The 21,963-nt window shown below is 67.1% G+C and carries 6 protein-coding genes; 3 read left to right on the top strand and 3 right to left on the bottom strand.

Annotated elements, in window-relative coordinates; genetic code table 11:
• Positions 1-231 precede the first annotated feature (231 nt).
• The 3 genes from dsbD to dsbG are packed head-to-tail and all read left to right on the top strand — an operon-like array spanning position 232 to position 3,540.
• A complete protein-coding gene (gene dsbD / locus DMX06_RS22370) occupies positions 232-1,950 on the top strand; it encodes a protein-disulfide reductase DsbD (protein ID WP_110739393.1) in 1,719 nt (572 codons plus the stop codon).
• Entirely contained in the window at positions 1,950-2,780 is an 831-nt protein-coding gene (locus tag DMX06_RS22365) for a TlpA family protein disulfide reductase (protein WP_110739392.1), read from the top strand. Before dsbD ends, DMX06_RS22365 begins: the two co-directional genes overlap by 1 nt.
• Before the next feature lies 1 nt (position 2,781).
• Positions 2,782-3,540, top strand: a complete 759-nt coding sequence (dsbG, locus tag DMX06_RS22360) for a thiol:disulfide interchange protein DsbG (protein ID WP_110739391.1) — start codon at positions 2,782-2,784, stop codon at positions 3,538-3,540.
• Positions 3,541-3,641: 101 nt separating this feature from the next.
• On the opposite strand, the gene DMX06_RS22355 is transcribed toward dsbG, so the two are convergent.
• From DMX06_RS22355 to DMX06_RS22345, 3 genes are all read right to left on the bottom strand, one after another.
• Positions 3,642-3,938, bottom strand: coding sequence for a hypothetical protein (locus DMX06_RS22355; protein WP_110739390.1), 297 nt, complete (start codon positions 3,936-3,938; stop codon positions 3,642-3,644).
• A gap of 13 nt (positions 3,939-3,951) precedes the next feature.
• Positions 3,952-8,589, bottom strand: a complete 4,638-nt coding sequence (locus DMX06_RS22350; RefSeq protein ID WP_110739389.1) for an RHS repeat-associated core domain-containing protein — start codon at positions 8,587-8,589, stop codon at positions 3,952-3,954.
• A 150-nt stretch (positions 8,590-8,739) separates the two neighbouring features.
• Positions 8,740-21,687, bottom strand: coding sequence for a non-ribosomal peptide synthetase (locus tag DMX06_RS22345; protein ID WP_110739388.1), 12,948 nt, complete (start codon positions 21,685-21,687; stop codon positions 8,740-8,742).
• Between the last annotated feature and the right edge of the window lie 276 nt (positions 21,688-21,963).

The following is a 21,963-nucleotide window of genomic DNA, read 5'->3' as shown; positions in this document are numbered from 1 at the left end:
TCTCCTGGGTGGGGAAGCTGGCATTGCACAGGGTGGCGATTAAGGGGGGATTATGAACGGGTTTGGAGGATATCGTCGGGCTGCCAGTGTGGTGTTTCACAAATAACGACCATAATTCGCGGCGTTTTTTGCGCTCATGCTGCGTTGTCGCCGGTCCTAAGACCAACTTAACCTTCAGTTAATAAGCCAAGGCCAGCATGGCCCTCTTCAAAGCTCTGCCAAGGCGTCGACATGCGTGTTCTCCTGCTCTTCCTGACATTCCTGCTCGCCGGCCCCCTCCAGGCCAACCCCTTTGCGGTCAAGCCGGACTTCCTGCCGGTGAACGAAGCCTTCGTCCTGACCCACGACCGCCTGGAAAACGGCCAGATGCGCCTGCATTTCCAGATCAAGGACGGCTACTACCTCTACCAGAAGCGCCTGAAGTTCGACGGCCTGCCCCCCGAACAGCACCCGTCGCTGCCCCAGGCCGAGAACCATCACGACGAGTTCTTCGGCGACAGCGCGGTCTACCGCACCGAACTGGAACTGCTGCTGCCGGCTGGCGCCAGCGGTGAGCTGCGCCTGGGCTGGCAAGGCTGCGCCGACGCCGGCCTGTGCTACCCGCCGCAGACCACGCCGATCGCCCTCGGCGGTGGCGCAGCGCCAGCCACCGCAACCGACCAGGCCAGCGACCAGGCCCTGGCCGGTACCCTGCAACAGGACAGCCTGGCCTGGAGCCTGCTTGCGTTCTTCGGCCTGGGCCTGCTACTGGCCTTCACCCCCTGCTCGCTGCCGATGCTGCCGATCCTCGCCGGCCTGGTCCTGGGCAACGGCGCCAGCGCCCGGCGCGGCTGGTGGCTGGCCGGCGTCTATGTGCTGAGCATGGCGCTGGTCTATGCCGCCCTCGGCGTGATCGCCGCGCTGCTGGGCGCAAGCCTCCAGGCCTGGCTGCAACAGCCCTGGCTGCTGGGCAGCCTGGCCGGCCTGTTCGTGCTCCTGGCCCTGCCCATGTTCGGCGCCTTCGAACTGCAATTGCCGGCCGCCCTGCGTGACCGCCTCGACCGCGCCGGGCAAGGCACCCGTGGCGGCAACCTGTACGGCGCGGCGTTGCTGGGCGCCCTGTCGGGCCTGCTGTTGGGCCCATGCATGACAGCGCCACTGGCCGGTGCCCTGCTGTTCATCGCCCAGAGCGGCGACGTGCTGCAAGGCGCGCTGGTGCTGTTCACCCTCGGGTTGGGCATGGGCGTCCCCCTGCTGTTGCTGGTGACCCTGGGCAACCGCTACCTGCCGCGCCCGGGTGCCTGGATGAACCTGGTCAAGGGCTTGTTCGGCTTCGTGTTCCTGGCCATGGCCCTGTACACCGTGCGTGGCCTGCTGGCACAAACGCTGGTGCTGGCCCTGGCCGGCGCCTGGCTGATCGCCCTGGGCTGGGCCGCCTGGCCGGCCCTGCAGCGCCTGCCCGCCTTGCGCGCCATTCCCCTGCTCGGCGCCCTGTGGGGCGGCCTGCTGCTGGTGGGCGCCGCGGCCGGGGGCAACGACCTGTGGCAGCCCCTGCAGCCCTTTGCCGGCAAGAGCACGGCGCCAGCCCCGGCCAGCGCACACGACACCTTCGTCACCGTGAGTGCGCCGGCCGACCTGCAGCGTGAGCTCGACGCCGCCAAGGCCCGCGGCCAATGGGTGCTGGTGGACTACTATGCCGACTGGTGCGTGTCGTGCAAGGTCATGGAAAAGCAGGTGTTCGGCCGTGGCGATGTCCAGGCTAGCCTGGTCGGCGTGCACCTGCTGCGTTTGGATGTGACCGCAGACTCTCCGGCCAGCCGCGAACTGCTGCAGCGCTACCAGGTACCTGGCCCGCCCAGCCTGGTCTGGATCGGCCCGGAAGGCGACGAGCGCCGCGCCCGCCGCATCACCGGCGAGATCGACGCCGCCGGGTTCCTGCAACACTGGGCCCAGACCAGGAGCCAAGGCTGATGCTGACCGTCACCCTCGGGCCGCTGACCATGGCCCTGAACCACCTGCTGCTGCTCGCGGCGCTGGGCATCGCCAGCCTGGTCGGCTGGCGGGTGGCCAGGCGCGGCGGCGAGAATCCGGAGTCGGCGCTGTTCAACCTGTTCCTTCTGGGGTTGCTGTTCGCCCGCCTGGGCTTCGTCCTGGCCTACTGGCCGATGTACCGCGACGACCCGCTGCAGGTCATCGATATCCGCGACGGCGGTTTCCTGCTCTGGGGCGGCCTGCTGGGCATCGTCCTCGGTACCCTGTGGCAGGGCTGGCGACGCCCCGGCTTGCGCCGCCCACTGGGCTGGGCGTTGTTCAGCGGCGCGCTGTTCTGGGGCCTGGGCAGCCTGGCCAGCCACCTGTACAGCAAGGGCACCGAGCTGCCGGACATGAGCCTGCGCGACAACCGCGGCCAGGCGGTGGCCCTGCACAGCTACCGCGGACGGCCACTGGTGATCAACATCTGGGCCACCTGGTGCCCGCCCTGCCGACGCGAGATGCCGGTGCTGCAACAGGCAGAGGACGACTACCCCCACGTGACCTTCCTGTTCGTCAACCAGCGGGAGACCCCTGAGAACGTCAGCACCTTCATGGCCACCACCGGCCTGACCCTTTCCCACGTGCTGTTCGACGGCACCGGCGAGCTGGCCCGCAAGGTCGGTTCGATGGCCCTGCCCACCACCCTGTTCTACAACGCCGAAGGGCGGCTGGTCGGCAGCCACCTGGGCGAACTGTCGCGCGCCAGCCTGCGCCACGCCCTGGAACCCTTCGAACGCGCCGATGCGTCCGCCCCACAAGGAAACTGATATGCGACTGAATGCGCTGCTGCCCCTGACCCTCACCCTGCTCGCCGCTCCCCTGCTGAATGCCGAAGAGCTACCCAAGCCGATCCAGCAACTGCAGGCCAAGGGCGCCGTGATCAAGGGCAGCTTCGACGCTCCCAACGGCCTGCGCGGCTATGCCGCCGAGTACCACAACAACGGCATCGCCCTGTACCTGACGCCTGACGGCAAGCACGTGCTGGTGGGCAGCCTGTTCGACGAACAAGGTAAGGACCTCAGCGCCGAGCCGCTGGAAAAGCTGGTGTACGCACCTATGAGCAAGGCGGTCTGGGCGAAGATGGAAAAGACCGCCTGGATCCAGGACGGCAAGGTGGACGCACCACGCACCGTCTACCTGTTCAGCGATCCCAACTGCCCCTATTGCAACATGTTCTGGCAGCAGGCCCGGCCTTGGGTCGAGTCGGGCAAGGTGCAGTTGCGCCACATCATGGTCGGCATCATCCGCGAGGACAGCCCAGGCAAGTCCGCCGCGCTGCTGGCCGCCAAGGACCCGGCCAAGGCCCTGCAGGAGCACGAGAAGGCCGGCAAGGCCAGCACACTCAAGGCGCTGGACAAAGTGCCGGAGGCGGTTCAGAAGAAGCTCGAGGCGAATCTGGCGCTGATGGAGGAACTGGGCCTGGCCGCAACCCCGGCGATCTTCTATCAGGATGAGCAGGGGCAGTTGCAGAGCCAGCAAGGCGCGCCGCGGCCGGAGATGCTCGGGAAGATCCTTGGCAAACGCTGAGCTGCCATTGTCCTGCACGTCGCTTCAAATCGTGCCGGGCGGCAAGCCACATCCTCGTTTGCCGCCCCCAGCCTGGTCGGCTATTTAACCGATCCTTGAAATCATCGATCACCGTACACGCGAATGACCTGCCGGGTTGCTACATCCAAATCCACGTGCAGCCCTCCCACCTCGGCGACTGTCGCTGTCATCCAGTTCTGTGCCGTGACCTCTTCGGCAAAAAAACTGATGGTGTAGTAGCGCACCCCATCCCGCTCATGCACGGCATCCTCGAAGCTGAGGTTGAATTTCTCCATGTCATATTGGCCCGAGGTGACGAAATCGCTCCTGCCAACCGCCTCAATCGCCTTGAGCAGGAACGGAGTATATTTTTTGTCGAGTCTGACCAGGCTTGCCATTGCATTCTCCGCCTCAGAGAGGCACCGCATCGCCAGGCCCGCTGACCTGGCCAAAGATTTTCAGGAAGCTGCCACTGGGCGTGCCCAGGTAGTTGGTAAACCCAGGGATGTTCTGGCTGGCCGCATTATGAATCCTGATATCAGCCGGCGAAAACGCATCACTGTCCCAGGCATCCCCAGCCTTGTTGGTGCGGTTGAAACCGCTATCGGCATAAGCCCCATGGGTATGATACTGACCCACCGGGGTGGCCCCTCTGGGCATCCCGCGCGCAGAGGTGTTGTATGAAGGCGCCGTCCTGCCGCTGCCCAAACGCCCCCGGGTGAAGCCATAGCTACCGTCTCGGCCCTGGAAGATGATCCCGCCGTACTCACGATTCTTGAAGATGGACATCGGATTGTACTTGTTGAGTGCCGCCCGGGCCGCGGCATCGGCCGTTCTGAAGTTGCCGCCGCACTTCCTCAACCCCAGTGGGTCGACCCACATCAACGGATTGGGTGCATAGGCATAAAGATTCAACCCGCCTTGCAACCCTATCGGGTCTTGCTGGGTGAATCGGCCTATATCAGGGTCGTAGAACCTGAACGTGTTGTAGTGCAGGCCTGTCTCCCGATCCAGATATTGCCCCTGCAAGCGCAGGTTCTGTTGGCTGGCCTGCCCCGGCGCATGCCATTCCTCAGTGCTGCGGCCCCATGCCTGGAAAACGCCCTGCCAGACGCTCGCTCCATGCTCGTCCGTAAGCTGCTCCGCCAGCCCGGCCACATTGACATGGAAGTGGAAAACCTGCTCATGGCCAGGCGGACCGTCGACCCTGGCCAGCGGTTCATGGTTGACGGCGTCGGCATACAGATAGAGGCTCGGCTTGCTGTCCTGCACTTCCTGCAACAGGCGAAGGCCGTGCCAGCAGAACCGGGTAAGGCTGACTGGAGTTTCGAGCCCATCGCGGTACACACGTTTTTCGACTCGCCTGCCCAAGGGGTCGTAGGCGAACTCGATGCGCTCGCACAGCGGCCCACGTTGCTGCTTGACGCACACCAGCCGATGCTCGGCATCGTACTCGAAGCGCTGGATCAGACGCTTGCCACTGCGTTTCAGCACAAGCCGGCCGAAGCGATCGTAACGGTAGCGCCGGTCTTCAAAGCGCTTGACCCTATCATGGCGCACCCGTCCATTGACCTGGTACCCCTCCAGCAGATTGCCGGCCGGGTCGTAACTGAAATGCTCGAGCATCGGCAACTGTTCAGGCAACTGACGTGACGCGCCATGTATACGTGCGGTGGGCCCGTGGTCATAGCCGACACGTCCCTGGTAGCTACCGCGTCCACCTGCACTGCCATGGAAGCGCCCGATCAGGTGCTCCAGTTCAGCGCCCGTGCCACTGCCGGTGCGCTGGGTCTGGGTCAGGACTTCGCCGACAAGGTTGTTTGCGCCATCGTACTGATAGTCCTTTTGCAACAGCGGCAGGCTCGCCAAGCCGCCCCCCTGGTATTCCACGGCCTTGCGCACCAGGCGCCGAGTGCTGTCGTAGTGGGTTCGGGTCAACAGAGCGCCTTGGCTGCGCACGACCTCGTCATGTAACGCATCGCGCTCGAAATCGCTGATCACTCGCCCGTCGAGATTGATCTGGTGCAGATGTCCGCTGCCATAGCGCAGGTAGTTGATCCGGCGGGAGTCAGGCAGCGTCAAGGTCTGCAGGTTACCGAGGGGATCATAGGTGTAACCGAGTTGCCCTGGACCCTGGCTTTCGCTCAGCAATCGCCCCAGGGCGTCGTAGGTGAAGTCCAACTGCTGGACCTGCCCACTACGGTGAGTGAAATGGATCGCCAGCAGATTGTCAGCAGCATCGTAGCGGTAGGTCGTCTCGCCATCGTCGGTCCGCTTGCACAGCAGACGACCGACCGCATCGTGTTCATGGTGGTGAACCTGTGCAAACACTTCGGGCTCATCCGGGCTGCCCGGCAACACGGGCTCCGCTTCGCGGCATGGATGCACGGTGCGTTGGGTGATCGCATCCAGGGCATCATAAAGCAGACTGAAACCGCCACCATCGAGGTTACGCTGACCAACCAACCGGTCTAGCGCATCCCACTGGAAGCGATAGTGCTCGCCGTTCTCGTTTTCCAACTGCTGCAAGCGGCCATAGGCATCCCAGTGCAACCGCACAGTGTGCCCCAACGCATCGGTGCGCTGCAGCAGTCGACCGCTGCCGTCGTATTGCCATTGGGTCATGCGCTGCGCTGGGTCGACATGGCGGGCCAACTGCCCGGCCGCATCGACCTGATAGTGCTCGACCCGGCCATCGGCCAATTCGCGCTGCTGCAGATGGCCACGCGCATTGAAACGATAGCGTGTGGTGCCGCCCTCGGCATTGCGCACCTCGCTCAGGTGCCCTCGCGGGTCGTAACGATAGTGAGTCTGTTGCCCCGAGCAATCGCGTAAGGCAGTCAGCTGGCCACGCTCGTTCCAATTGAACGAACGTTCCTTACCTATGGCGTCGACACTACGCACCATTCGCCCCTGATGATCGTGGTCATAACGTGTCCGTTGGCCAAGTGGATCGACCTCGGACAACAGGTTGCCCCGATGATCATAGGTATAACGACGCTCATGCCCTGCTCCGTCGAGGACGCGGATGGGCAAGGCCCAATGCTCGGTGTAGCCGATGCTTTCACAACGCCCCAACGGGTCGGCAGTGGCAACCACGCGCCCGAGCGCATCGTAGCTATAGGACCACTCGCCACCTTGTGGATCGAGGGTGCGCCGCAACAGGCCATCGACATAGTCGTGCCGCCAGCAATGTCCCAGCGCATCGATGTAGGTGTGCACTTCGTTCAGCGCGCCCCAGTGATAGTGCTCCTCACGCCCCAAGCCATCGGTGACCTGGGTATGGCCATGCTCCAGGTCATAGACGAAGCGATAGTCCTCGCCGTCGCTGCCCCAGTGCCGAACCACGCGCCATTCATGCTCAGGCTGTGGCTCCAACAGCGCCGGCATGGCGTAAGGCGTGCCATCCAGGCTGCACGCTTGGCGCGCCGGCGGTGGCGTGAAGCGGGCCCACTCGTAGTACCGCGAAGCCCCCATGGGCAGCGTATGGCTGGCCAGCAACCCTTGATCGGTGTAGGTGAACTGCCTCAGCAATTGCCCTTCGGCATCGGCGACAACCTCCAATTGCCCTGCCGAGGTGTAGCGATACTGCACCAGGCATTCACGCTGCTCGACGGCAAAGGCCTGACCGGCCCGCAAGTACAGTCTGTGGATCTCGGCTACCCGGCGCGGTTGCCCGTCGGCAAAGCGCAGTTCGATGAAGATCCGGGCCGAGCTGTCGCCGAGGAACTGCAATCGGCCTTGTTCGTCGTAGAACAGCTCCAGGCAATTGAGGTTGCGATCACCGACCTTGACCAGGCGCGACCGCCGACTGTCCAGTGGATCGGTATGAAACACCTGGTACAACCCGCTGTTGATGTCCTCGACGATGGTGAAGCCGTTGTCCTGATGAAAAAACGCCAGGCCATCGAGAATGCTGACGAAGGCACTGCCGACCTGCAGACGCCCGAGCTCCAGCCTGACGCCCTCATCATCGACGTAGATCCACAACTCGCCCCCCTCAGGGTGCGCGACACGCTCCAGGCGCACTTCGTAGGGCACACTCCAACCTATGCCGAACAGGCCATCGCTACGTCGGTCGTTGCTGTCATAGCGCCGCGCCCAAGTGATCGGGACCAGCGCCGCGAGTTTGAAATCCACATCCTCGGGGCCATCCTGGAATTTGCTGCCCATGGCTGGAGCCACCGGGTTGCCCACCCCGCAGCGGCGCCCCTTGAGCATGCCCCGGCGACTGATGAGCATCCCGGCAATCAGGCCAATGATCTTCGCCGCAGCGCTCTTGCCGTCGTGGATGTCGCGCACGGTGGTGGTGCCGCCACCGATGCGCACATTGGGCGAATAGGTCATGCCGATCGGCCCGTCGCAGGTGGTCTTGTCTCCGACCCGCGCTGCCGGCTGGCCATTGATGAACACCTTGTCCGAGCCCTGGGCAATGAACTGTTCGGGCATTGGAGGGTGCTTGCTGCAGACCGCCTTGTCCTCGGGCTTGGGAATCGATCCGGGCGCGGCTGGCGTGGTCACCGGCGGGTTGAAGATGCTGTTGATCTCCTGCGCCAGGCCGACCACCGGCAATACCATCGAGGCGCCAACCATGGCGTAGGCCCCGATGTTTTCGAGGATCGACGGTTCATCGGCTGGGCCCGGCGCCTCGACCGGGCCACCACTCACCCCGGCGGCGCGCGCCGCGAGGATGCCGTTGATGCGGGTATTGTGCGAGCCACTGCTGATCGAGCCGTACGGCTCGGGCGGAAACAGCGAATTGCCGACCCAGTTGCTGAAGTCGCTGATATGGTCGCCAATGCTCTTGTCTTCACCGGCCGGCAGCATGGCGGCAGCACTGACCAGGGCCCCGGCGATCAGCGGCGTGAGCACGGCGGCGGCACCACCGGTACCGACCACCGCGACCACCGCGCCACCAATGGCGGCACCGACCGCGGCGACCGCCGCCGCATAGACGGCGGCCTCGACCAGGCCACTGACCAACTCGGCCATCAGCGGGGGATGAAGAATGAGATCACCCATGCGGGCGGCATGCAGGCTATCGTCCATGAAACCAGTGGAATCCTTGCGAACTGAGTGCGCAGCCTAGCACCGGCAAGGGTGAGGATTACATGGTGGCCCGGCGCCACTTAGGCGCCTCAGCGCAGGGCTTGCCTGATCCTGTGGGAACAGACAAGCCCTGCGCTGAAGGCAATGCGGCTACAACGCCTCCAGCTCCGCCATCAGGTCGCTCAACCGATCGACCTTGGCGTCATCCAGCGCGCTGTCCTGCAGCCCGCGCACATAGTCCGCCAGCTCTTGCACCGTGCTGCACTCGAACATCGCCCGCAGCGGCACGTTCAACTGCAGGGCCTTCTGCACCCGCGAGGCGATCTGCGTCGCCAGCAGCGAATGTCCGCCCAACTCGAAGAAGTTGTCGCACACGCCCACCCGTTCGGCCTTGAGCACATCGGCCCAGATGCCGGCGAGGGTCTGCTCCAGCTCGTCGCGCGGCGCAAGGTAAGCCTGGCTGTGCTGGCCGCCGATCTCGATGGCCGGCAGCGCCTTGCGGTCGAGCTTGCCGTTGGCGTTGTGCGGCAGGCTGTCGAACCAGCCCCAGTGCAGCGGCACCATGTACTCCGGCAGTTCGGCGCGCAGACGCTGCTTGAGCTGGTCGAGCAGCGCGGCGTCGGCGGGGACGCCCTGGTGCGCCACCAGGTAACCGACCAGGTGCTTGCCGTTGACGCCTTCCTGCACGCCCACCGCGGCATCGCGCAGTTCGGTTTGCTCGTGCAGGCGTGCCTCGATCTCGCCCAGTTCGATGCGGTAGCCGCGGATCTTCACCTGGTGGTCGATACGCCCCACGTACTCCAGCACGCCGTCCGGACGACGGCGAGCCAGGTCGCCGGTGCGGTACAGGCGCTCGCCCGGCGCACCGTACGGGTGCGGGATGAAAGCCTGCGCCGTGCGCAGCGGGTCGCCGACATAGCCACGGCCCACGCCCGTTCCGGCGACGCACAGCTCGCCCACCGCGCCCAGTGGCACCAGGGTCTGGTCCTCGCCGAGCAGGTACAGGCGGTTGTTGTCGGTCGGCGTGCCGATCGGCAGGTAGCTGCCCTGGGTCGAAGCGGCATCGACGCGGAAGAACGCCACGTCATCCGAACACTCCGCCGGGCCATAGGCGTTGACCAGGCCGATGGCCGGATAGCGCTGCAGCCACTGCGCGGCCAGCTCGGGCGGCATCGCCTCACCGGTCGGCAGCATCCAGCGCAGGCCGTCCAGAGCCTGATGGTCGTTGGCCAGCATGCCCTGGATCAGCGACGGCACGCTTTCCAGCACGGTGATGCCGGCGGCCTGCACATGGTTCAGCAGGCCCTGCGGGTCGTGGGCGATGGCGTTCGGCACGATCTGCACCTTGGCCCCGAACAGCGGCGCTGCGAGGAACTGCCACACCGAGATGTCGAAGCTCTGCGAGGCGGTCTGGGCGATCACGTCCTGCTCGTCCAGGGCCAGGTACGGCACCTTGCTCAGCTGGTTGTTGAGCATGCCGCGCTGCTCGACCATCACGCCCTTGGGCAGGCCGGTAGAGCCAGAGGTGTAGATCACGTAGGCAAGGTTGTCCGGCGCGCTGTGGATGCCAGGGTTGTGGCTGGCCACGTTGCTCGCCTGCACCTTTTCCCAGACCAGCAGCTTCGGCCGCGCCGCGACCGCCACTTCGTCGAGCAGCTGGCTCGCCTGCTCGGCGCAGGCCGCGCTGCACACCAGCACCGGCGTGCGGCTGAGCTCGACGATGCGTTGCAGGCGCGCCGACGGCAGGCCCGGATCCAGCGGCAGGTAGCCGGCGCCGGCCTTGAAGCTGCCGACAATCATGCCCAGCAGCGCCAGGCCGCGCTCGGCCAGCAGCGCCACCGGCTGGTCGATGGCCACGCCGGCCTCGACCAGAGCATGGCCGAGGCGGTTGGCCGCCACGTTCAGCCCTGCATAGTCGTAGGACGCCTCCAGGCAGCGGGCGACGGTGCGCTGCGGGTGCGCGGCGACCCGCGCCTCGAACAGCTCGACGTAACTCTGCTCCAGGGCGTAGCTATGCTCGGTGCGGTTGCAGTCCTCGAGCAGGAAGCGCTGCTCGTCGGCGCCCAGCAGTGCCAGCTCATCCACCTCGCCATCGAAGCCCTCGACCAGCGCCAGCAGCAGGCGCTTGAACTCGGCGAGCAGGCGCTCGACGGTCGGGTAGTCGAAGTAGCGCTGGTCGAACGACAGGTGCAGGCCCAGGTCATCGCCCGGGTAGCACACCGCGGTCAGCGGGAAGTTGGTGTGGGTGCGGCCCGAGTCGGAGCTGGCGTCCAGGTGCTGGGCGTGGTCGAGCACGGCGGTCTCCACCGGGGCATTCTCGAACACGAACAGGCTGTCGAACAGTGGCTGTCCCTTGGGCAGCTCGCTGCACTCCTGGATCGCCACCAGCGGCAGGTACTCGTACTCGCGCAACTGCATGTTGCGGTCGAGCAGGCCTTGCAGCCATTCACGCACGCTGCGCCGCTCGCCGGGCTGCGGCATCTGCACGCGCAGGGCGATGCTGTTGATGAACAGACCGACCGTGCGCTGCATCTGCGGCAGGCTCACCGGGCGCCCGGCCACGGTGACGCCGAACACCACGTCGCGGTCGCCGCTGTAGCGCGCCAGGGTCAGCGCCCAGGCCGCCTGGGCGAAGGTGTTGACCGTCAGCTGGTGGGCCTGGGCCAGTTCGCGCAGGCGCGCGCCCTCGCTCACTTCGAGGCGGGTGTAGCAATCACCCACTACCATGCCGTCACCGGCGTGATCGTGGCGCAGCGGTCGGTCGCTGGGGATCGCCGTGGCCCGTTCGAAGCCGGCCAGGTTGGCCTGCCACCACTGGCGCGCCTCGTCGAGGTCCTGGCGCTGCAGCCAGCCGATGTAGTCGCGGTAGCGCGGCGGCACCGGCAACTGGGCCTGGCGCCCTTCGCCCAGGGCCTGGTAGATCTCGAAGAAGTCGTTCATCAGCAGCGAGCGGCACCAGGCATCGATGAGAATGTGGTGGTTGCTCATCATGAACCAGTAGCGTGCGTCGTCCACGCGCACCAGGCGCAGGTGGAACGGCGCTTCGCGCAGCAGTTCGAAGCCAGCCTCGCGTTCCTGCTTGTGCAGGGCCTGCAGGCGCGCTTCCTGGGCGGTCTCGTCGAGGCCGCGCCAGTCCTGGTAGTCCACCGGGGTCTTGCCCGGCTTGTGGATGATCTGCAGCATCGCTTCGCCGGCGTTCCAGCTGAACGACGCACGCAACGCCTCGTGGCGCGCCACCACGGCCTGCCAGGCCTGGGCGAAGCGCTCGGGGTCGAGGGCACTGTTGATGCGGTAGCGGTCCTGCATGTAGTAGATGCCGGTGCCCGGCTCGAGCAGGGTGTGCAGCAACAGGCCTTCCTGCATCGGCGTCAGCGGGTAGACGTCCTCGATCTCGGCGGCCGGGATCGGCAGCGCGTCGATCTGCTCCTGGGTCAGTTGCGCGAGCGGGAAGTCCGACGGCGTGAAGCTGCCGTTGCCGTCCACCAGGCAGTGGCCGACCAGGGCCAGCAGTTCCTGGCGGTAGGCTTCGGCCAGGCGGGCAATGGTCGCTTCGTCGTAGCGCTCGGCGCTGAAGCTCCAGCGCAGTTGCAGCGCGCCACCGTACACCTGCCCATCGACGCTCAGCCAGTTCGGCAGCGGCGCGTCGAGGTCATGGGCCAGGCCCGCGGGGGCATCCAGCGGCTGGAACAGCGCCGCCTGGTCGAACTGCTGGTCGAACTGGCCCAGGTAGTTGAAGGTGATGCGTGCCTGGGGCAACGCGGCCATGCGCTCGCGCCCGGCCTGGTCGGCCAGGTAGCGCAGCACGCCATAGCCCAGCCCCTTGTGCGGTACCTGGCGCAGCTGCTCCTTGATGCGCTTGATCGAATCGGCACGGGCCGACTCGCCCTCGCCCATCTGCGGGCTCAGGCTCAGCGGGTAGGCGTTGGTGAACCAACCGACGCTGCGGGTCAGGTCCATGTCCTCGAACAAGCCGTCGCGGCCATGGCCTTCCAGTTGCACCAGCACTTGTTGGTCGCCGCTCCACTGGCACAGGGTGCGCGCCAGGGCGGTCAGCAGCAGGTCGTTGACCTGGGTGTGGTAGGCCGCCGGCGCCTGTTGCAGCAACTGACGGGTCTGTTCGACGTTCAGTTCGATGGCGATGCTGCGGGCATGGCGGTGCCGGTTGCCGCCCTGGGGATGGTCGCAGGGCAGTTCGCGGCGGGCGCTACCCAATTGGCCTTCCCACCAGTCCAGTTCGTCGCGCAGCGAATCGCTGCCGGCATAGCTGGCCAGGCGTGCCGCCCAGTCGCCCATGGCATGGGTCTTGGCAGCCAGCGATTCACCGCGGTACAGCGCCTGCAAGTCTTCCAGCAGGACGCGCCAGGACACGCCATCGACAACCAGGTGATGGATCGCCAGCAGCAGACGCTGGGTGCCCTGGTCATCGCTGACCAGCAAGGCGCGCAGCAGCGGCCCCTCGGCAAGGTCGAGGCTGCGCTGCACATCGGTATAGAGCGCCTGGCAGTCTTCGAAGTCGGTCACGGTCGCGGTCCACAGCAACGGCTGCGCGCTCGGCTGGGCGTACTCGCCCTGCCAGCGGCCGTTGGCCTGGTCGAAGCGCAGCCGCAGGCTGTCATGGTGCTCGACCAGCGCGGCCAGGGCCTGCTCCAGCGCCTCAGCCTGCAATGGCTGGCGCGCCTGCAGCAGCACCGCCTGGTTCCAGTGCTGCGGTTGCGGCACTTCGCTGTCGAAGAACCAGTGCTGGATCGGCGTCAGGCCGCTGTGGCCCTCGCGCGCGCCCTGCTCGATGCTGCTCGGCGTCGCGCTGTGGGTCACCACCGCCGCCAGGGTCTGGATGGTCTGGTGCTGGAACAGGTCGCGCGGGGTGAACTGCAGCCCCAGCTGACGGGCACGGCTGACCACCTGGATCGACAGGATCGAGTCGCCGCCCAGTTCGAAGAAGTTGTCCTGCACGCCGATACGCGGCAGGTTGAGCACTTCGCGCCAGACCTGCGCCAGCTGGCTTTCCAGCTCGTTGGCCGGGGCCTGGTAGTGTTGGCGCGCCTGCTCCAGGTCCGGCGCCGGCAGCGCGCGACGGTCGAGCTTGCCGTTGCCCATCAGCGGCAGGCTGTCGAGCAGCACCAGGTGCGCCGGTACCATGTAGTCCGGCAGGTGCTGGCGGGCATCGGCCTTGACCGCCTCGCGCAGCAGGGCCTGGGCCTCGCCGTCGGCGCTCGCCTGTGGGCACACCAGGTAGCCCACCAGCTGCTTGCCGCCCGGCAGGTCGAGGGCCAGGACCACCGCCTCTTCAACATCGGCGTGCTCCTGCAGTCGGCTCTCGATCTCGCCCAGCTCGATACGGAAGCCGCGGATCTTCACCTGCTGGTCGGCACGACCGACATATTCCACCAGGCCATCGGCGCGCAGCCGCACCAGGTCGCCGGTGCGGTACAGGCGGCCACCGTCATGGCTGAACGGGTCGGCGACGAAGCGCTCGGCGCTCAGACCCGGACGGTCGTGGTAACCCTGGGCCAGGCCCGCGCCGCCCACGTACAGCTCACCGATGCCACCCTGCGGCAACAGGGCCAGGTCGTCGTCGAGGATATAGGCGGTGCGGGCGCCGATCACCCGGCCGATCGGCACGCTGCCGGCATCGACGGGCAGCGTGTCCGGCGCCAGGCACGCCAGCGGCATGACCACGGTCTCGGTCGGGCCGTAGGCGTTGAAGAATTGTTGCGGAGCAAACGCCTGGCGGATGCGCTGCAGGTGTTCGCCGGTCAACGCTTCGCCGCCGGTGATCACCAGGCGCACCGGCAATTGCTCGCCCTGCCCGGCCAGGTACTGGGCCAACTGGCTGCCGTAGCTCGGGGTGAAGCCGAGCACGCTGACCTGCTGTTCGCGTACCAGTTGGCAGATTTCCTCGGCGCCCCATTGGCCCTGGGCGCGCAGCACCACGCGGGCGCCGCACAGCAGCGGCACCAGCAGGCGTTCGCTGGCGGCGTCGAAGTTGATCGAATAGAAATGCAGCTCGCAGTCGTCGCTGCGCATGCCGAACTCGGCGATCACCGCCTTGCAGTGCATGGCGATTTCACCGTGGCTGACCACCACGCCCTTGGGCTTGCCGGTGGAGCCGGAGGTGTAGATCAGATAAGCCTGGTGCTGCGACAGGTTGAGGTTGTCCAGGGCGGCATCGCTGTAGGCGGACAGGCTCGCGGCATCGTCTTCCAGGCTCCAGCGCGCGACACCCGGCGGCAGTTCGCCCAGGGTGTCGAGCAAGTCGCGCTGACCGATCAGCAGACCAAGGCGGCTGTCCTCGATCATGTAGCGCAGGCGGTCGAGCGGGTATTCCGGGTCCAGCGGCACGTAGGCGCCACCGGCCTTGAGAATGGCCAGCAGGCCCACCACCATCTCCAGCGAGCGCTCCAGCGCCAGGCCCACCCGCACCTGCGGGCCGACGCCACGCTCGCGCAGGGCGCGGGCCAGGCGGTTGGCCTGCTGGTCGAGCTCGGCGTAGCTCAGGTGCTGGCCGGCAAAGGTCAGGGCCAGGGCCTGCGGGGTGCGCTCGGCCTGGGCGGCGAACAGCCCGTGCAGCGTCTGGTTCAGCTCGAAGTCCTGCTCGCCCTGGAGTTGGCCGATCAGCACCTGCTGCTCGGCCTCGGCGAGCATCGGCAGTTCGCACAGGCGCTGTTGCGGGTCGTCGATCAGCGCCACCAGCAGCTGCTGCCAGTGCTCGGCCATGCGGGCGATACGCGGTTCGTCGAACAGGTCGCGGCTGTAGGTGAAGCAGCAGCCCAGGCGGCCGTCGAGGTCGGTGACCTCCAGGTACAGGTCGAACTTGGTGGCGCTGGCGTCGTTGAGCAGGTAGTCCACCTGCATGCCCACCAGCTCACGGCTCTGCTGGAAGGCCCAGCGCTGCACGTTGCACATCACCTGGAACAGCGGGTTGTAGGCGCTCGAACGCGGCGGCTGAAGGGCCTCGACCAGTTGCTCGAACGGCAGGTCCTGGTGCGACTGGCCGTCGATGATGGTCTGGCGCACCTGGTCGAGCAACGCGCCGGCGCTCATCTGCCCGTCCAGCTCGCAGCGCAGCACCTGGGTGTTGAGGAAGGCGCCGATCAGCCCTTCGCTTTCCGGACGGATGCGGTTGGCCACCGGCGCGCCGATGCGCAGGTCGCGCTGGCCGCTGTAGCGGTGCAGCAGCGCGGCCAGGGTGGCGGTCATGGTCATGAACAGGGTCAGGCCGCGCTGGCTGTTGAAGGCATGCACGCGCTTGACCAGCGCAGGATCCAGGTCGAAGCGGTAGAGCTCGCCGCGGTGGCTCTGCACCGCCGGGCGCGGACGGTCGGCCGGCAGCGCCAGCACCGGGTGCTCGTCGCCCAGGCGGTCTTTCCAGTAGGCCAACTGGCGAGCGCCCTCGCCGCTTTCCAGCCACTGGCGCTGCCACACGCTGTAGTCGAGGTACTGCACCGGCAGCGGCGCCAGTGGCGACTCGCGCTCGTCGACGAAGGCTTCATACAGCTCGCCCAGTTCACGGGCGAAGATGTCCATGGCCCAGCCTTCGGTGACGATGTGATGCAGGGTCAGGACGAAGTAGTGCTCGCGCTCGCCGGCCTTGACCAGGCAAGCGCGCAGCAGCGGGCCGCGCTCCAGGTCGAACGGCTGGTGCGCCTGGTCGTCGGCCAGTTGCTGCAGCCGTTGTTGGCGGGCCTGATCGGCCAGGGCGCTGTAGTCGTGCCAGTGCAGTTGCAGGTGGCTGTCGTCGGCTACGCACTGGTAGGGCTTGCCGTCGATGCTGGGGAAGGTGGTGCGCAGGGTTTCATGGCGCACGATCAGCGCCTGCAGGGCACGTTCGAAGGCGTCCACATGCAGCGGCCCCTGTAAGCGGGCCATGCCGCCGACGTTGTAGGCGGGGCTGTGCGGATCCATCTGCCAGAGGAACCACATGCGCTGCTGCGAGTACGACAGCGGCACGGCCTGGCGGCGGTCGATGCGGGCGATGGCGCCTTGGCGGTTGCGCTCGCCGCTGTCCTGCAGGCGGGCGATCTCGGCGCAGAACGCGCCCAGTTCGCTGGCGTCGAACAGGGCCTTGAGCGGCAGCTCGACATCCAGCGCCTGGCGGGTGCGCGAGACGATCTGGGTGGCCAGCAGCGAGTGGCCGCCGAGGGCGAAGAAATCGTCCTGCAGGCCGACCTGCGGCAGGTTCAGCACCTCGCGCCAGATCGCCGCAACCTGCTGCTGCAGCGCGCTCTGCGGCTCGACATGTTCACGTTGCTGCCAGACCGGTGCCGGCAGCGCCTTGCGATCGACCTTCCCGCTCGGCCCCAGGGGCATCTGCGCCAGGTGAATGAGCTGCGCCGGCACCATGTAGGCCGGCAGGCGCTCGGCCAGCGCGGCCAGCAGCGCGTCGCTCTGCTCGATGCCACTGTAGTAACCCACCAGCTGGGCGCCAACGGCGTCCTGGTGAATCAGCACCAGGGCCTGGGCAACACCCAGCTGGGCCAGCAGCACCGCCTGCACTTCCTCGGGCTCGACGCGGAAACCGCGCACCTTCACCTGCTGGTCGAGGCGGCCCAGGTACTCCAGGGCCTGGCTCTGCACATGCCAGCGGGCACGGTCGCCACTGCGGTACAGGCGCGCGCCGTCGCCATCGGGCTGGGGCACGAAACGCTCGGCGGTCAGCCCCGGGCGGCCGAGGTAGCCACGGGCCAGGCCCGCGCCCCCCAGGCACAGCTCGCCGGGCACGCCCGGCGCGCTCAACTCGAATTCGTCGTCCAGCACCCGGCACAGCACGTTACCCAGCGGACGGCCGATGGGCGAGCGCTCGCCGTCACTCGCCTGGCAGTGCCAGTGGGTGACGTTGATGGCAGTTTCGGTCGGGCCGTAGCGGTTGTGCAGTTGCACGTGCGGCAGCAGTTGCAGCACGCGGTCACGCAAGGCCGCGGACAGCGCCTCGCCACCGGAGAACAGCCGGCGCAGGCTGGTGCAGCCGGCGGCCAGCGGCTCCTGGACAAAGACCTGCAGCAGCGGCGGCACGAAGTGCAGCGTGGTCACCCCGTGTTGCTGGATCAGCTGGGCGATACGCTGCGGGTCACGGTGCTCGCCGGGGCCGGCCAGCACCAGCTGGCAACCGGTGACCAACGGCCAGAAGCACTCCCACACCGACACGTCGAAGCTGATCGGCGCTTTCTGCATCAGCACATCGCTGGCGTCCAGCGCGTAGGTGGCTTGCATCCACTGCAGGCGTTCGGCCAGGGCCGCGTGGGTGTTGCCCACGCCCTTGGGCTGGCCGGTGGAGCCGGAGGTGTAGATCACGTAGGCAAGGTTGTCGCCGTGCAGGTGCAGGCCAGGGGCCTGGCTTGGCCAGCTGTCCAGGTGCAACTGGTCGAGGGCGATGGCGCTGACGCCGTCCACCTGCGGCAACTTGTCGAGCAGGCTGGCGTGGCTGAGCAGCAGGCCGGCCTTGCAGTCGGCCAGCATGTAGGCCAGGCGCTCGGCCGGGTAGTCGGTGTCCAGCGGCACATAGGCGCCGCCGGCCTTGAGAATGGCCAGCAGGCCGACCAGCAGTTGCGGCGAACGCTCGAGGGCGATGGCCACGCAGGTGTCCGGGCCGACGCCCTTGTCGCGCAGGTAGTGGGCCAGGCGGTTGGCCTGCTGGTGCAGCTCGGCATAGCTGAGCTGGCCGCCCTCCCACACCAGCGCGGTGCGTTCGGGGGTCAGGCGGGCCTGTTCATTGAGTTGCTCGACCAACAGCCGCGGCGCGCTCGCCATCGGTGCCTGCCCCCAGCCGAGCAGTTGCCCGCGGCCCTGCTCGTCGAGCAGGCGCACCTCGCCGAGGGCTAGCTGCGGCTCGGCGCAGACCTGCTCGAGCAAGGCCAGCAGATGGCTGGCCAGGCGCTTGACGGTGGCCGCCTCGAACAATCCGGCGGCGTAGTCGAAGGCCAGCGTCAGGCGGCCCTGGTGGTCTTCCTCGCTGTGCAGCTGCAGGTCGAACTTGGCCTCGCGGCTGTGCCACGGCAGCTCTTCGGCCAGCAGGCCGGGCAAACGGCGCAGGGCCGAAAGATCACGCTGCTGGTGGTTGAACATGACCTGGAACAAGCCCTGTTCACGGGCCTGCGGCAGCGCTTCGAGCAGTTGCTCGAACGGCAGGTCCTGATGGGCCTGGGCCTCCAGGGTGGCCTGGCGCGCCTGGGCCAGCAGGCCGGTGAACGGCAGGCGGCCGTCGAGCTCGGCGCGCAGCACCTGGGTGTTGATGAAAAAGCCCACCATGCCCTGGGTTTCCAGACGTGGTCGGTTGGCGTTGGGCACGCCGACGCGGATGTCGCCCTGGCCGCTGTAGCGGTGCAGCAGGGCCTGCCAGCCGGCCAGCAGGACCATGAACAGACTGGCCTGCTGGTCGCGGGCCAGGTCCTTGAGGGCGCTGGTCAGCGCCGCCGGCACCTTGAGGCTGTGGCGCGCGGCGCAGGTGTGCTGCTGGCTGGCGCGAGGCTGGTCGGTGCACAGGTCGAGCACCGGCAGTTCGTCACCTAATGTGTTCTTCCAGTAGTCGAGCTGACGGGCGCTCTCGCCGTCGGCCAGCCACTGGCGCTGCCACTGGCCGTAGTCGGCGTAGCCCAGCGTCAGTTCGGGCAGTTGCACGGCCTGGCCTTGGGCGGCGTACAGGCGGGCGAACTCATCCAGCAGGATATTCAGCGACCAGCCGTCGGCGACGATGTGGTGCAGGGTCACCCACAGCTGGTGCTCTTCGTCGTCCAGGCGCGCCAGGGTCACCCGCAGCAGCGGGCCCTGGCGCAGGTCGAACGGCTGCTGCGCCTCGTCCTCACGGCGCGCGGCCACCTCGGCGGGCGACAGCCCTTCGAGGTCCAGATGGCGCAGGGTGAACGACTGCTCCGGCAGGATGCGCTGCACGGCCAGGCCATCGACCTCGTCGAACAGCGTGCGCAAGGATTCGTGGCGGGCGACCAGGGCCTGGAAGCTCGCCTGCAGCGCCGCTTCGTCCAGCTCGCCGCGCAGGTGCAGGCCGGCGGGGATGTTGTAGGCGGCGGACTGCGGCTCCAGTTGCCACAACAGCCACAGGCGATTCTGCGCCAGGGACTGCGGCAATGCCTGGTCGCGGTCCTGGTTGTGGATGACGCCGGCGGCGCTGCCGCCTTCGGCGAGGATGGCCGCCACGGCGGCGCTGTACTCGGCCAGGGTCGGTGCTTCGAACAGGATGCGCAGGCTCAGTTGCAGGCCCAGCTCGTCGCCCAGGCGCGCGGTCACCTGGGTGGCGGCGATGGAGTTGCCGCCCAGCAGCAGGAAGTGATCGTCCGCCGCCACCGATTCGACCTTGAGCAGCTCACGCCAGATGCCGGCGATCCGTGCCTGCAGGTCGTCAGCGGCCACGCCATTTTCCTGCGCCGTTTGCGCCGTCGGGAACCGCGCGTAGATATCCAGGCTGCCGTCGTTCATGCGCAGACGGCAGGCCGAGCGCTGCAGCTTGCCGCTGGAGGTCTTGGGCAGCGCGCCGGGGTTGAGCAGCAGGACCACGGCCGGCGCCTGGCGGCAGGCATCGGCGATGACCCGGCGCAGGGTGTTGATCAGCGCCTCGGGCGTGTGCGCCTTCTGCACGTTGCGGCTGATCTCCACCGCCACGCCGATGCCCTCCTCGCCCTGGTCGTCGACCGCGAACACCGCCACCCGGCCCTTGCGCAGCACCTCGAGCTCGCGCTCCAGGGTCTTTTCCAGATCCTGCGGGTAGATGTTCTGGCCGCGGACGATGAGCATGTCCTTCAGGCGCCCGGTGACGAACACCTCGCCATCGCGCATGAAGCCCAGGTCGCCGGTACGCAGCCAGGTCTGGCCGTCCATCTCGACGAAGGTACGGGCGCTGGCCTCGGGGTTGCGCCAATAACCCAGGGCGATGCTCGGGCCACCGGCCCAGATCTCGCCCACCTGGTTGTCAGCCAGCACCTGCAGCTGTTGCGGCTCGACGATGCGCACCGCGTGGCCCGGCTGCGGATAGCCACAGCTCATAAGCACGCTGCCCTTGCCCGGCTCGGCACGGTTGGCGGCGAAGGCCTCGGCATCCAGCTCCAGGGCGCCGATGCCCTGGCCACGGCGGCTGCCGCTGACGAACAGGGTGGCCTCGGCCAGGCCGTAGCTGGCGAAGAAGCTGCTGGCGTCGAAGCCGCAGGCGGCAAACTTTTCGGCGAAGGTGTCGAGGCTGTCCTGGCGGATCGGCTCGGAACCGGAATAGGCCACGCGCCAGCGGCTCAGGTCCAGGCCGGCGATTGCGGCCTCGCTGACCCGCTCGCTGCACAGGCGGTAGGCGAAGTCCGGGCCGCCGCTGATGGTGCCGCCGTATTCGCTGATCGCCTGCAGCCAGCGCAGCGGCCGGGCGAGGAAGTAGCCCGGCGACATCAGCACGCAGGGCACGCCACTGAAGATCGGCTGCAACAGGCCGCCGATCAGGCCCATGTCGTGGTACAGCGGCAGCCAGCTGACGATCACGTCGTCCGGGTTCAGGTCGATGCCGAAGCCCTGGCGGATCAGTTGCTCGTTGGCCACCAGGTTGCCATGGCTGACCTGCACGCCCTTGGGCAGCGCGGTGGAGCCGGAGGTGTACTGCAGGAAGGCGATGTCATTGCCTTTGAGCTCAGGCTCGCGCCACTGCCCGGCCAACTGCGGGTCCAGGCGATCCACTGCCAGCAGGCCCGGGGCGTTGGCCCCTGCCAGGGCTTCGAGGCCCTGCAAACTGTCACACAGCGCTTCTACCGTCAGCAGCAGGCGCGGCTCGGCGTCGTCGATGATCGACAGCAGGCGCTCCTGGTGATGCTGACGCGAAGACTCCGGCGGATACGCCGGCACGGCGATCACCCCGGCATACAGGCAGCCGAAGAAGGCCGCGACATAGTCCGGGCCGCTGGGGAACAGCAGCACGGCGCGCTCGCCGAACCCGGCCCGGGCCTGCAACGCCGCGGCGATGGTCCGCGCGCGCTGGTCGAGGTCCCGGTAGCTGAGCACCGCCTGCTCGCCGGGCGCGTCGGCCAGGAAGCGCAAGGCAATGCGCTCAGGGGTCTGGGCGGCGCGCTGCGCCAGGGCCTGGACCAGCGAGTGCGGGAGTTCGAAGGCGTCCGTCATGGAATGTTCCTGCCAGTGTCTGGGTGAGTCGCGCCTGACTGGCCCGCGCACGACAGGCGGGCAGTGTTCGGCAGCCGAGATGTACACAGGGGAACGGATGGGCCGGGGAAGAAATTAGGCCCGTCGGACGGCCCGGGAAGGCCGGGCGCAGAGGGATGGAGTGAAGCAGTTCACAGCCTGGAGCTTAGAACCAAAATTGATCAAAACTCATTAACTTTCGTATTTGACAATCATTATCATTACGCATAGTTTGTCGCACGTCGTAGGAAGCCTCCC

The sequence above is a fragment of the Pseudomonas mosselii genome (genome assembly GCF_003205295.1).
GTDB lineage: Bacteria > Pseudomonadota > Gammaproteobacteria > Pseudomonadales > Pseudomonadaceae > Aquipseudomonas > Aquipseudomonas mosselii_B.
The sequence above is the reverse complement of the archived record's forward strand: the minus strand, read 5'-3'. Positions and strand labels throughout refer to the sequence as shown.